Origin of the sequence: Sedimentibacter sp. LTW-03, assembly GCF_052059825.1 — a bacterium.
In the GTDB taxonomy this organism is placed as follows: domain Bacteria; phylum Bacillota; class Clostridia; order Tissierellales; family Sedimentibacteraceae; genus Sedimentibacter.
Genome location: NZ_CP197180.1, coordinates 1,266,129 through 1,280,579 on the forward strand (window position 1 = coordinate 1,266,129; position 14,451 = coordinate 1,280,579).

The 14,451-nt window shown below is 36.2% G+C and carries 9 protein-coding genes and 1 pseudogene; 1 reads left to right on the forward strand and 9 read right to left on the reverse strand.

The annotated features are described in order from the left end of the window. Position 1: 1 nt before the first annotated feature. The gene (locus tag ACS3UD_RS06375; RefSeq protein WP_308137275.1) at positions 2-1,411 is read left to right on the forward strand and encodes a Na+/H+ antiporter NhaC family protein; all 1,410 of its coding nucleotides are present in this window, start codon (positions 2-4) and stop codon (positions 1,409-1,411) included. Between the two features lie 79 nt (positions 1,412-1,490). Here the strand turns inward: ACS3UD_RS06375 and ACS3UD_RS06380 are convergent, their stop codons facing one another. The 9 genes and pseudogenes from ACS3UD_RS06380 to ACS3UD_RS06420 form a co-directional block, all read right to left on the reverse strand. Continuing rightward, positions 1,491-2,435: a radical SAM protein gene (locus tag ACS3UD_RS06380; RefSeq protein ID WP_308137274.1), complete on the reverse strand. Its 945-nt coding sequence runs from the start codon at positions 2,433-2,435 to the stop codon at positions 1,491-1,493. A 256-nt stretch (positions 2,436-2,691) separates the two neighbouring features. After that, positions 2,692-3,138 (reverse strand): annotated as a pseudogene (msrB, locus tag ACS3UD_RS06385) (peptide-methionine (R)-S-oxide reductase MsrB); the annotation flags it as partial. Between the two features lie 45 nt (positions 3,139-3,183). Then, entirely contained in the window at positions 3,184-3,897 is a 714-nt protein-coding gene (locus ACS3UD_RS06390) for a DUF434 domain-containing protein (protein ID WP_308137273.1), read from the reverse strand. Positions 3,898-3,984: 87 nt separating this feature from the next. Continuing rightward, positions 3,985-4,509 carry a DNA topology modulation protein gene (locus ACS3UD_RS06395; RefSeq protein ID WP_308137272.1) on the reverse strand — a complete coding sequence of 175 codons (525 nt, stop codon included), beginning with the start codon at positions 4,507-4,509 and terminating at the stop codon, positions 3,985-3,987. A gap of 148 nt (positions 4,510-4,657) precedes the next feature. After that, on the reverse strand, positions 4,658-5,584 hold the full coding sequence (gene fmt / locus ACS3UD_RS06400; protein WP_308137271.1) for a methionyl-tRNA formyltransferase: 927 nt from the start codon (positions 5,582-5,584) through the stop codon (positions 4,658-4,660). A gap of 12 nt (positions 5,585-5,596) precedes the next feature. After that, the gene (def, locus tag ACS3UD_RS06405) at positions 5,597-6,040 is read right to left on the reverse strand and encodes a peptide deformylase (protein ID WP_308137270.1); all 444 of its coding nucleotides are present in this window, start codon (positions 6,038-6,040) and stop codon (positions 5,597-5,599) included. Positions 6,041-6,055: 15 nt separating this feature from the next. Then, positions 6,056-8,473 carry a primosomal protein N' gene (priA, locus tag ACS3UD_RS06410; protein WP_308137269.1) on the reverse strand — a complete coding sequence of 806 codons (2,418 nt, stop codon included), beginning with the start codon at positions 8,471-8,473 and terminating at the stop codon, positions 6,056-6,058. Positions 8,474-8,605: 132 nt separating this feature from the next. Next, on the reverse strand, positions 8,606-9,490 hold the full coding sequence (gene amrB, locus ACS3UD_RS06415) for an AmmeMemoRadiSam system protein B (RefSeq protein WP_308137268.1): 885 nt from the start codon (positions 9,488-9,490) through the stop codon (positions 8,606-8,608). A gap of 14 nt (positions 9,491-9,504) precedes the next feature. Continuing rightward, positions 9,505-14,331: an Ig-like domain-containing alpha-2-macroglobulin family protein gene (locus ACS3UD_RS06420; protein ID WP_308137267.1), complete on the reverse strand. Its 4,827-nt coding sequence runs from the start codon at positions 14,329-14,331 to the stop codon at positions 9,505-9,507. Between the last annotated feature and the right edge of the window lie 120 nt (positions 14,332-14,451).

The following is a 14,451-nucleotide window of genomic DNA, read 5'->3' on the forward strand; positions in this document are numbered from 1 at the left end:
TATGGAAGAAGTAGTAAACATGGGAATAATATCAATTGTACCCTCGCTTTTGGCAATAGTATTGTCATTCGCAACAAGAAACACAGTCGTTTCATTGGCATTTGCATGTATTGTAGGAGTATTGCTTGCAGGCCAGGGGCTTATGGGTTTTCCAACTCTGCTCAAAACAAGTTTAGGAACAACCAGTTTTTCGTGGGTTATGCTCTTAAATACATTTATAGCCATATTGGTTGCATTTTTCCGAAAAACAGGTGCTATTCAAGGATTTTCACAGTATATTCAGAATAAAAATTTAAGCAGAAAATCCATTCAACTTGTTGCGTGGATATTAGGTGTCTTCGTATATTTCAGCGATTCTTTCAGTCCTTTATTTGTAGGTACTACCATGAGAAACATTTCCGACAAGGCAAAAATATCCAGAGAAAAGCTGTCTTATATTGCCGATTCCGGAGCAGCTCCCGTAAGTGTACTTGTTCCTATAACCGGATGGGCTGCCTACTTGAGCGGGCTGGCAATCGGTATTGGAGCAATTGCTACTCAGGAGGATGCCATGGAACTGTTCATCGGTGCCATGCCGTTTAACTTTTATGCACTGATAACAATAGCATTTGTAGGACTAATTTCCTCAGGTATAATTAAAGATTTCGGTCCTATGAAAAAGGCTGAAGAAAGGGCAATTAATGAAGGAAAAGTCTTAAGAGACGGCGCCAATCCGCTAATTGGAAGAGAACTTACAGAAATGGAACCCTATGAAGGTATAAAGGAAAGAGTATTTCTGAATTTTATACTTCCTGTTGTAATGATTATGGCAATTGCCATAGGTACCTATATAAAATTGAAATCTGCCAAAACAATGGAAGCATTTCTGTTTGTAATGATATTTATGGGAATAAGCATGTTTATTCAGGGTGTTCCGTTCAATGTCATCATGGGAACTGTTACAGATGGAATAAAGGGTGCTGTCCCAGCCATAATTATACTGGCTTTAGCATATTCCATCAATGCTCTCAGCAAGACAATGGGAACCGCAAACTATATAATTTCTGTCAGTGAAGGATTCTTAAGTCCTCAGCTTCTTCCCTGCATCATATTTTTAATTGCGTCTATTATGGCATTTGCAACGGGAAGTTCCTGGGGAACATTTGCCATATGTATGCCTATCGCCCTTCCTCTTGCATTTAATTTCACGGGAGGAGAAGTAACAGTATTAGTCATGTCATGCTTTGCTGCCGTAGCAGGAGGAGGAGTTTTCGGCGATCACTGTTCGCCTCTTTCCGATACTACCATACTCGCATCTACAGGAGCTGCTGCAGATCATATCGACCATGTTAAAACACAGTTGCCATATGCCCTTATATGCGGCAGTATTGCCATAATCGCCTACTTAATAATAGGATTCACAAGCATATAATGTCAGGTTTTTTCATAAAACAAATATTAACAAAACCCGGAAGCACCACTTCCGGGTTTTGTATGTAACTAGTTATATTTTAATTTTTCCCTGTAGCACCTGATATAGCCCTGCATACTTCGCAAGGTGAATAATAATCTGAAACATCAATGGCAACACCGTTATTTTTTGCGACCCTAATCATACCGGATATGCCGCGTTCCAGCAATGCCTTTGTATACATATTTTTATATGGATTGTATTCACTAATTATCTCTAGGATACTGCTGTCCATAATATTACCGATAGGAAAACTGCAGGCAAAGACATCTCCGTTGTAATCAACCGACAATTCACTTACCATATCGAGACGTGTTGTATACAGCTCGTCTCCGCATTTAAAATTCATATTCAGCGGCTTCTTATCAAAATATTCCGAAAGATACTTTACAGCATTCCCTGACGGAAACATGCTGTCTCCATCATTTCTTTCAATATGAAGCTCATCAAAAAATGCAAGGCATTCCTTTGTCCTAGTATTATAAATATTATCATCTGACTTATCTTTTACCCATGTCGGCTGCAATCTTAATCTTCCACCATAATTTTCACACAATGCCCGCGCAAAACAGTACACCAGTTTTAGCGGAAGAAATTCAGCGTGGAAGCAGTCTACAGACAATAAAATATCATTGACACCGGAATCATTTAATTTTTTTGCAACTTCAACAATACGTTCTTCATTTTTTGAAAAACATCCGTTTGTAATGAGCTGTCGGTTAGGTATATTATATTCACTAGCTTTTTTATGAATAGCGCATACAATTTCAGGATACAATAACGCCTCTCCTCCAAATGTCATTATTGACTTAACATTATAACAAGACGCAATATCCTTCAATGCTTCTACTGCTTTATCTTCATCAATTTTTTTGTTCCCAGGCAAATCTCCCTGCGAACAATGTCTGCATTTTCCAGTGCAGGTGTTTGTAATTGTAAATTCAAGTCTTTCAATCGTTTTTATATATTTATTATAACAATGCATACTGTGCTCCTTTTAATTAATTTGACGGTGTAATCAATCTTTAAAATCAAACTAACTCAGTACAGCTGCAACTGCCAACATGTTTTATAGCTTAATTAACCTCAATACAATCTGCCGGCAGACTATTTCAACTGTACTGAGTATTTATCTCGTTTATCGCTCAAAAACTTCACCCCTTTAAAAAAATTAATATGTACTTCATAAGCTTATATTATATATTTTCAATGCTTTATGTTACGTCATAATTATCAATATTTCACTTAATTAATTTAATAAATTCCCCATAGCCCTCCTTTTCCATTTGGGACAATAGTATAAATTTCAGCGCGGCACTGTTAACACAATATCTTAATCCTCCGTCTTCAATAGGTCCGTCATTAAATACATGACCCAGGTGCGAGTCACTGTTCCTACTTCTAACCTCAGTCCTCTCCATTCCAAAACTCCTGTCTCTTTTATAGACGATCAGTTCCTTGTCTATTGGCTTTGTAAAGCTGGGCCAGCCGCACCCTGACTCAAATTTGTCTGCGGATATAAAAAGAGGTATTCCCGTCACAACATCTACATAAATCCCCTTGTCCATATTGTTCCAATATTCGTTGTCAAATGGAGGCTCAGTGTAGTTTTTTTGCGTTACATTATACTGGTCATCTGTCAGTTTTTGCCTTATTTCCTCATTAGAAGGCTTCTTATATTTCCCCAATTCAATTTTCTTGTCCATGCTTCTCCCTTCGTATTGTGCATATTATTATTCCAGGTTGACAATCCACGCATCTCTTATGTAATCGTCCACAATTTTTTTTGATAAGTTAAACCAACTTTTACACTCATCCAATAAAATTGAATCCCCAGTCACTATTCTTCCCATTTTTGATAAAACTGCGTCAACATTTGGTATAAGCTCTATATCAACAGGCATATTCCACGATTCAGAACACTCCGCAATCCTGCTTTTAAGCCTCCCTGAATTTGACACAGGCGAATCCAGATAAAATTTAACCTCAGGCACCTCAAGTTCATTTAACTCCCGGCCTATGAGCTCTAAAGCCTTCTCCGTCTTGTCGATTACCTTGTATGTTCCTCTCAATCCTGCCAAATCTCTGAGCACTCCGTCTCTGCCGAGAAGTACAACGCTTCCAGACAGTGCAACCTCTAATGTTATAATTAGGTTAAACCCGTCAATAAATAAGCAGCCATCCCTTGCTTGACGCCAAGGAAGCATTGAGGACTTTCTCATTTCATACTGAGCTCTTGTTGAAGTAGTTCTTTGAAGAGCTGTTCTCGCCCTTGCTGTAAGGAGATAGTGATTTCCTATCAACCCTATAACCGGCTTTATTTTATAACCTCTTTCCAAAAGCCACTGAACTTCTTCCTGAGCAGTTCTAAGCTTTTCAACATTTTCTTCCGAAAAGCTCTTAACATCCTCAGGATCAAATCCTCTTCTTTTTATTTTAGAAGTCAATATAATCCCCTGCTTTCTTTATTATAGATATATCTCGCCATCATATATTAAACTATTATACCCAATAATATTTGCCATATATGCATGCTAAGCTGCGGGTAATTTTTTAAATCTATTACAAAAAATTTCTGTCTCTCTTCTGTTTTTTAATATAACAACCTTTTGTCTGTATTTGTTAATAGTATCGGCATATTGCTTTTTCTTTGCTTTTGACCTACCATCACGCAAAATCCATTTCAAAAACTCAAAGTCGAGCTTTTCGTCACATCCTTCCGCCATGCTTTCTCTTACTTTTCCCTTGTATCTCATGTATCTGATAAATGCCTGAAGCAAGCATGTGATTCTTGAGAAGTTCATGTAAACAATCATATCTGCCTCTTCCATTCTCCGCTCTCTTAATAACTTCGTATAATTTCCGTCAACAATCCAGCTATTATTGCTATCCAAAAAATCCTTAACCAATTTAACGGCAGCTTCTTCATCTCGTTCTTTCCATCCCGCCTCAAATTGAATAGTGTCCATGTACAGCACAGGACTTCTGTAAACTTTTCCCAAAAATCCTGCTAAAGTTGATTTGCCAGATCCGCTGTATCCGATAATCGCAATTTTCATATTTGCTCCCTCAAAACAAATTTCTTTGCTATATTGTATCATATTTTTATGCAATATCCCATCAATTTGTCAAGAATACCCAGCATAAGACTCATTATAAAAACAGAGAATAAATGAATACATCTACTCTCTGTTTGCATTACAATATTCAATTCAGAACAACATGCTCTGGAAATTTGTTTCCTCTCAAGTATGCGTCGGTTTTCATTTTCTTCTTTCCGGGCATCTGTATTTCTTTCAATATTACAACCCCGTCGGCAGTAGCTACATATATGCCTTCACTTTCAGACTTTATTACATATCCCGGTTCATGATTTGATTTTTCTTGGGTATATTTTGTTTCATATACCTTTACCTTCTTTTCTTCCATCGTAAAATATGCGGCAGGCCATGGGGACAGTCCTCTTACAAGATCGTGAATATTCTTTGCGCCTGAATTCCAGTTTATCCTGCGGTTTTCGTTGTTAAACATAGGCGCGTAATCAGAAAGTGAATCGTCCTGCTTTTCAGGAATTATATCATTTTTTTCCAGCTTATCTATTGTTTCAATTAAAAGATCTGCTCCCTTATGCATTAAAATATCATGAAGAACACCCACATTCATATCTTCATCTACGTGAGTTTCCGCTTTTAACAGCATATCTCCTGTATCAAGCCCAATATCCATTTTCATGGTGGTTACACCTGTCTTTGTTTCTCCGTTGATTATAGCCCAATTTAGGGGAGCAGCACCTCTTAGTTTCGGCAGCAGAGAAGCATGAACGTTGATGCATCCGTACTTAGGAAGCTCCAATATCTCCCTGCTTAGTATCTGTCCGTACGCAACAACTACAATTGCATCCGGATTATGTGATTTAAGTATTTCAATATTTTCTTTATCTTTGATTTTATTGGGCTGAAAAACAGCTAAGCCTAACTTTTCAGCTTCTTCCTTAACTTCGGATTTTTTTAGTTTTTTCCCTCTGCCATATGGTTTATCAGGCTGAGTTACAACCAAAGCTACCTCATGCTTTTCATAAAGCAGTTTTAGCGTCGGAACTGCAAATTCCGGAGTTCCCATAAAAATTATTTTCATCTTACCACCTATTTATTTTTTTACTCTGTCTATAAACAATATTCCATCCAAGTGATCGACCTCATGGCATATTGCCCTTGCCAGAATACCCTCTGCTTTCAATGTGACCGGTTTTCCGCTATCATCTGTATATTCAACTGTTACATTCATAGGTCTGTTCACATTGCCCTTCTTTTCAGGCACACTGAGACAACCTTCCTGCCCCAGCTGCTCTCCAGATTTCTTTATTATCTTTGGATTAATCATTTTGTATACATTGCCGTCATCTACATCTATTACAACAGCTCGCTTCAAAATTCCAACCTGAGGCGCTGCAAGTCCCACTCCGTCATTTTCATACATTGTTTCCAGCATGTCATCAAGAAGTGTCTTTATTCTGTCATCAACTGCACCTATCTCCTTGCTTTTCTTTCTTAATATTTCATCGCCTTCATATCTTAAATTTCTTAATGCCATAAATCCTCCTACTATCTAAATTGTATCTGTATTTACATTTATACTTACTCTGATATTTTCAATATCCTTTTCCATGTAAACTCTGCGAAGTATCTTCCTCAGCTCGTGAAGCGCATTATTGGAAGCTTTCATAAACAGGTTTATTCTATACTCATTGTTTACCTTGTAAATCGAATGCGGTACTGGTCTGTATAAAAGCAGGCTTCTTCCTTCAACCATATGCTTAACAGACTCTTTAATTTCTTCATATTTCTCAAAGGCGGTTTTATTAACCAACTCTTCATTTTTTGATATCAAGCATATATTTATTATATTAATAAATGGCGGAAATGCAAATTCTTTTCTTAATTTAAGCTCTTGATTTATAAAAAAATCATAGTTATTGTCCTTTGCCGCATTTATTATGTAATTTTCAGGCTCATATGTCTGCACAAATACTTTTCCTTTTTTGCTTCCTCTTCCAGCTCTTCCGCTGACCTGGGTTATGAGCTGGAACGTCTTCTCGCTGGAATTATAAAAAGGTAGGTTCAAAATTGCATCGGCAGACAAAACTCCAACCGTTGTAACCTCCGGAAAATCAAAACCTTTTGCAAGCATTTGCGTTCCGATTAAAATATCTATCTTTCCTTTTTTAAATTCTCTGTAAATATTTTCGTAGGAATCTTTGCCTGTCATTGAATCAAAGTCCATACGTTCAGTTACAGCCTTAGGGAACAGCTGTTTGATCAGCTTCTCTACATGCTGGGTTCCTGCGCTGAACTGCTCAATTTTTTCACTGCCGCATTTTGGGCATTTAAATAACATCTTTTTTGTTCTTCCGCAGTAATGGCATTTCAGCATATTGCCTCTTACATGGTAGGTCATGGAAACATCACAGCGGTCGCATCTTGCAACATAGCCGCACTTCTTGCATGACACAAACCCGGAGTATCCACGCTTGTTTAAAAACAATATTACCTGTTCGTGATTTTTGAGGGATTCTTTAATACTTATATACAGTTCCTCGCTTATTATGGTATTGTTACCCTTGTCAAGTTCACTGCTCATATCTATAATTTTAATATCAGGCATTTGATTATTTACACGTTTTTTCAAATCAATTTTTTTAATCTGCCCTTTTCTCGCCATATAGTACGTATTTATAGAGGGGGTTGCCGAACCGAGGATTACTTTTCCTCCCAGTTCGTGGGACATTTTTATTGCAACCTCTTTTGTATCATATTTTGGTGATGTAGATGAAATATAGCTGTCTTCATGCTCTTCGTCGATTACTATTACACCCAGATTTTTAATGGGTGCAAAAATCGCCGAACGTGCCCCTATAACAACATCAACCTCGTGGTTATATACCTTATACCACTGTATGAATTTTTCCTTCTTAGTCAGCTTAGAATGAAATACTGCTATTTTGTTTCCAAATCTTTTTTCAAATCTATCAATAGTCTGAGCTGTAAGTGATATTTCCGGGACCAGCATAATAGACTGCTTATTTTCATTTATGTAATGCTCTATTATATTCATATATACTTCTGTTTTACCGCTGCCGGTTACACCGTGAAGCAAAAACACCTTATCTTCTGACGAAATAATTTCGTCACAGGCATTTTGCTGCTCTTCATTGAGACATAAGCCTTTGTAGGCCTTTCTGTCATTATCCTGATTATACAGTATGAATTCTTCATTCAATATGTTTTTCTTAATCAAATTCGTAATTACAGCTGATGATACGCCAAGTTCCGATGATAGCCTCTTAAAACTGACTTTATCATTTTTTTTAAGATATTCTATTACCTTAATCTGATTTTCCGTCTTATTTATGTTATATTCTTCTAGCTCCTTATCCTCAGCAAGAAACACATACTTTTCATATGCACTTTTTGCACCTATTCTCTCGCTGCTTACTTCCTTAACTGCATTTTTTTGCTTCAGGCTATCAATCACGCTATAGACGTCATATCCCCCATACGCCTTTTTTAATTTGTCCAATTCGGAAACACCTGACTTTATTATTTTAAGCAGTTCGTTCTCTTTTTCACTTAATTCTGACTGATCAGGGCATGAGTCCATAATCTTGAGCCTGATATTATGCTTATATTGTATCATTGACGGAATCATAAGCCTTATACTGTCAGAGTACTTACATATATATCTTTCTCTCATCCAAAATGACAATTTAATCATTTCATCGCTAACGACTGCTTCATCGTCCAATACGTCCATTATTTCTTTAAGCTTTTCCTCAGGTAAATCGCATGAATTTTCCACTGATACTACCAGCGCATCAATCATGTGCTTGTTTCTTCCGAAACTTACCTTTACCCTCTTTCCTGTTTGAACTATATTTTCATATTTCTCCGGAACAGCATAGGTAAAAAGTCTGTCGGTGCTTTTTGAATTGTTGTTTAAAATAACCTGAACAAAGTAGTTATACATAAATACTCCAAGATGTTATTAGTTAACGATGTCGTTTAAAGTAGCCTGCCGATCATTGTTTTTGCATTTTATTATATCATATATATTAACTTTTAAAACCTTTAATTTGTTTTTATTGCACAAATAGAATGCTCAATAAAATAGGTATGTCAGGTAACTGGTTGTCTCTTCCATCCTTTTTTTAACAACCAATTCCGTATTGCTGTGATTAAGCATGCAAGTATTTTCTGCTCCTAAACTGTTCATGATTTTCAAAATCACAGCTATGCTTGGCGGTGAATCCAGGTTATCATTTGAAAATGTCATAATTTTATTAATGTCTCGCCTTTCTATGGCCTCCATAGTTATTGAATCCATTCTGTTTGCACTATCCAAATCAAGATAATGGGAAAAGTCCACGGATGCAATAAAAATCGTCTTGTCTATATCAACATTTTCGCAAATATACTGAACCATACGTTCTATATCTTTTTTCTTTATCTGCTTCGTTACGGCAAGTGATACCACTTGAGCATCTCCTAAGTAATATTTCACAAATGGAATTATACCGGAAATAGAATGCTCAGAAGTTAATTTATAATCATTTTCTTCTATAAAATCATTTTTCAAAAGTTCTACTGTAATTTTTTTATCTGTTTTAAGAACTCCAAATGGGGTCTGCCAGTTTTTTAGTGTTGTAAAAGTCTTGCCCGCATCAGCACTTTCGTGGTCTGGTCCGATTAAAACCACAGTTTCGTATTTGTTATTTACAATATTTTGAAACACTTCATGAATTAAATCCTTGGCAGTCAAATGGTGCGGCAGTATACATCCCCGTATACTGCCAGCATTGACCTTTGTTTCAAAATTCTTTATATTTATGAAGTACTTTTCGTCATAATATATGCACTTCAGATTTTCAGCTCTTCGATAATAAATATTATCATTGTTTCCTTCGATGTTGATTTTTCCCGTAATCAATATTATTAAAGCAACAATTAATACTATTGAAACAGCGAAACATTTCTTTACACGCATTTTATACCTGCCTCTTAATTAATGGCCAATGATGATTTTTCGATATAATTCAGCCTGTTTTCGAGATATTCCTTGATTACGGCATAATCAACAGTATACTTTCCCTTTTGTACCGCCTGAATATAGAACACTATATCTCTGTCATGATATTTTTTGCTGTAATAATATTGAAACGTAAGCTTCTGACCGTTTTGATTTCCGTAGGATGAGTCCTTGTAGCCCTCCATATATCTGAATCCGGCAGGAACGATGTATGTAATTTCATAATATCCTCTTTCAATATCAGCGCTCATTATCGGTGCAATAGTTACTTTTACTATATCAGATTGATTAAAATCTGTCTGCTTTTCATATGTTTTCGCATTAGTATAATCAACTGAAATAGAAAAATCATCGGTTTTATTCTTTTCCAGATCATCCATATTCCCCAAAGCATCTACTTTGCACGCTATACTTCCTCTTATATTGCTGAACCTGACATCGCCTATATCATCCTTTTTTACGGCAAAGCTTTCTCTGTCAAACAGTTTCAGTTTGTATTTTTTATTTTCACCGTTTGAAGAGACAGTCACCTCTCCAAATAAATCCTTCACTTCGTCAAGCTGTGCAATATCCCTGTCCATTATATATATCAGCTGCTCCATATTGCTAAGGGTATAGATTGACGGTTCATTATATATGTATTTAAACAGTCTGTCTGATGTATCGTAATCGTGAACCTTGCATCCCAATACTGCCAGAAGTGCGGTAATTTCGTAATTATCCAGGTCACTTTCACCGTTTCCGTAATACAAGTAGTCTCCGGATTCTTCTAAATTTAATGTTATCTCTCTGTAATATTTTTTTGCCGTCTCATTATCTCCAAGCTCTGCCAGCGCCAGATACAGATAAATTTTATCTCTGATTCCAAGCTCTTCTGATTCCAGAAGACTACGCACTGCAAGAAGCACGGGTTCCTTGTACTTACTCAGTCCCCACAAAGCTGCAGCTGTATCTGAGCTGTACTCTTCTTCCTTTAATATATTATTAAAATACAGCTTCATTTTACTTTCTTTATAGTCACTATTCAAAGTGTGAACCAGCTTTGCTGTAAGTTGAGCATCAGAAGATGAATATGGAAACAGTTTGATACCTCCTGATTCCGTCTCATACTTGCTTATTTCATTAAGCATTTTTTCCTCGTCGAAGTACAAATCCATATCAAAATATCTGTTTATATATTCAGTTGCCAGCATTGAGCACACTGTTTGATCTATTCTATTTCCATCTGAAAATGATATATCTCTCAAGCTATTATAGAAATCTGATGTACTTTCATTGAACAGAGTAATTACAGCGTGCGAATATACATTATCAAGCACTGTGCTGTCACTGAGGCGGTAATAGTTGGTATTGTTAAAGTAAACAGCAGAATCAACTACGCTGAATTCCTCGCGTATTCCATCCTGGTTTCCGCCACATTTAGCTTTGGCATATATATCATACTGTCCCTCGTCAAGCTTGCCAAGCTCAATGCTGGTGTAATCACCGGCATATCCTGCTGCCGCATAAGCAGTTTCTTTCTTTGTATCCTTGTCTATAACGGTAATTTCATATTCAACCTCATCACCGTCCTTGATATCTGTACCGAACACTCTAAAAGCCGAGCTGATTTTATCATCCAAAAGATATTCGCTTCCCATTATCATATCAACATAGAATGGAAGGCTGACAGTTATGTTCTTTGTACCACTTCCGGCATAAAGCTTATCGGAAATTCCCTGATATGTAATTCGCCATGAAGTCAGATTGTCGGCAAGTTTGAATTTAACCTCCGCATTACCCTTACTGTCCGTAGTTACTGTCTTAAAAAAGTTGGTATCTTCAAATTCATCCCGGAAGATACCGTCTTCTCCTCCGCCTCCGCCCTTTTCGGCTTGTGGTTTTTCTTCGCTCAAATCTATATTTGAAACATAGCTTCTAATTAGACCGTCGCTCCAAGAATACGAGTACAACGCATTAAGAGTATAGACGTCCTTAGGAAACATGGCGAAGTATGCTTCATCAACCACGCTTATGTTCACATCTGCTCTGCATGGCCTGCCATATTCATCCGAAGCATTTATTTTCAATGTAACCTCCTCGCCGGGTTCATATCTTTCCTTATCTGTTTTTATATCTAACTTTAATTCTCTCTCCGTGTTATCGTAATACAGCACGTCATAATCTGCAATGGGATACATATATCCATTTTTTACATAAATACCGTTAATATATACGTTAGGAATAAAATCCTCATCAAATTTAACTTTCATATCTGTATTCTCTGATACAGAATAATCAACAAGTCCGTTTCTCATGAATACTGCAAACAAATTATCTTTTTCAATGTTCTCAACATTTTCATTACCATATGTCAGTTGAATATTTGCAGTATCATTAAGTCGAAATTTATCTCCTATATCTCCGCTCAATTCATAATAATCATAATAATGATATCCTTGACTTCTTAAATAAACTTCCTCCTCGATCCCACCATTTACATCATCATAGTAGGCTGTTACAGTATAATTCCTATCTTCCTTGAATTCAGGAATTCTAAAATTTGCCTTTCCGGAATGAACATCCACATAATCGGAATACACAACATTTTCTACGAAATTATAATCATATTCTATTTTATTGACCTTGTTAATATAATCATACTGCTCTCCTACTTTTACTTTTTGATAATATCTTTCGGTTACTGTTACATTAACACTGCCATCCAAAGGCATTCCACGTAAGCTTTTATAATCGTAGTTGTCTTGGCTGTAACCTTCAATATTCATCTTATGAAGCAATATATCTACTGAATGAGGATCATTTATATCTTGTTCAACCTCTAGCATCTCATGCTTCGGAAATATTTCAACAGTATCTCTCAAATACACTGGTGAGTCCTCAGCTTCATTATTGTAGCTCTCCAAATATATTGTAGCCGGTCTCCAGTTTTTGCTTCTTACATCCGTATTTACATCAAATGAACATTCCCCATTTTCATTAAGCTTCAGAATCTGTTCCATTCCTTCGTATTCAGTCTTATATCCATAATATCTAAATGCATTGAAATTAAGCTCTATGTTCGGTACTGGCGGACCGTTGAAAAATTCTGCATTTACTTTATAGTTTATCTTTTCTCCGCTAAATGCATATTCCCTGTCAACCATTCCTTTTAATCTGTACAAAGGTTTCGTATATTTTTGAACTGAAATATATTCTCTGGAAATCAGTTGATTATTGTCATATGCTTCTATTACTAAATATTCAGAAGTAACATTATTTAAGTCAAATTTAGCTTCGTAAGTTCCTATATTTGTCAGATTTACATACTTGGTATCCAAAACCAATTTAGTTCTTTCATCCACCAATTCAAGCTTTACTTTATTTAACGACTTGTTATTTCTCAGTTTTGCAAATCCCCATACATTCACGGTATCATCAGGCATGTACACACTTCTGTCCGTGTCCATATACATAAAATACTTGTTCTGGTTATACATGCTTCTATAATAATAATTGCCAATGAAAAGACTTTCAGCATAAATAAAGTCATTCAAGCCCTTCGATGCTACTCGGAGCTTCATTGATTTAAGCTTTGTAGCATCTGTTTCAAAAACAAGCACCCCTTTTTCATCAGTCATGCCTATAGATTTCCCATTTAATATAACATTTGCATTCTCGATTTCTTTACTTGAATTTCCGTCGCAGGCAAATACCATAAATTGATTATTAAATATGGCATTATAAATAAGCATGTCGTTTATTTGCATGAAAAGATACTGCTTACTGTCTGCTTCTACCGAGCTAAACTCAAGCAGGTAGTAACCCTTTTCCAAGTCGTCAGGCAGTTCGAAAAATGCATTTCTGTAATAATACACCGAATCCACCATATAAGGACTCTGTTTTACTGATTGCATCAGTGACATCTTTTTTTCGGATTTGTCCTTAGGATAATTTCCCGTTTCTGCAAAGCTATAAACATCTTCTGCAAATTCATCTGCGCCTTTATATTGATATATGTTTATATTAAATTCTTTTTCTTTGTCTTCATCACCCACATATGCATCAATTATTTTAGGGTTGTCTTTGTAAATATTTATAATAGGTCTTTCAAAGCAAAAACGAGGTTCTCCGTCAGACTGTGTTTTAAATGAAAAAACATAGTCCTCACCCAAAGACTCGCTTCCGTCTGCAAGTCCAAATCCTTTTTTAACAGTTACCGTGTAAATTGTGCTTTTTTCCATCTGTTCAGGTACGAATATAATAGAGCTGTCATTCTTTATGAAACTTCCTTCAACCTTTGGGCTCATTTCAAAAAAATCTTCTATATCTGTGAAATTATTCATTGAGAAATACAGCTCTATCCCTGAGTTTAAAGGAACATAAGTACTTTTATCCTCGGGAAGGGTGCTTTCAATCTCAAATTTTTTCTTCGTCTGAAACGCCCACGAATAATCGTAGCCGATATCGCTGATTTTAACCTGGTACACCTTGTTATTTTCAAGCTTGGACAACGGCAGAATGTTGTATACTGTTGAAGATATCTTATCAACTTTGTAATTTTCTTCAGGCAATATATTAAGGTTTTCTTTTATATATTTTTCATTTATGTCCTTTTTTGACGTCAGTTGAAACCCCGATTCTGTATCGATACCCTGATCGTCAGATTTAAGTGCAGTCAGTTCGTACATATCTTCAGTTGACTCAACAGGTGTTTCACCATTTTCTACTGCAGGTTCATTTACAGGTTTGTTTTTCCCGGAGCATGCTGTTATCAACAGACACATGCACAGAATTAAAGAAATAATACGTTTATACATAAAGGCCTCCCTATTGTTATTAATACAAATTCCATATATTAATTATATACGAATAAATTGGAAATAGCCATAGGATTTTGATGCTTCATGGCTCCGCGCATAAAAAAAAGGACAGCTTGT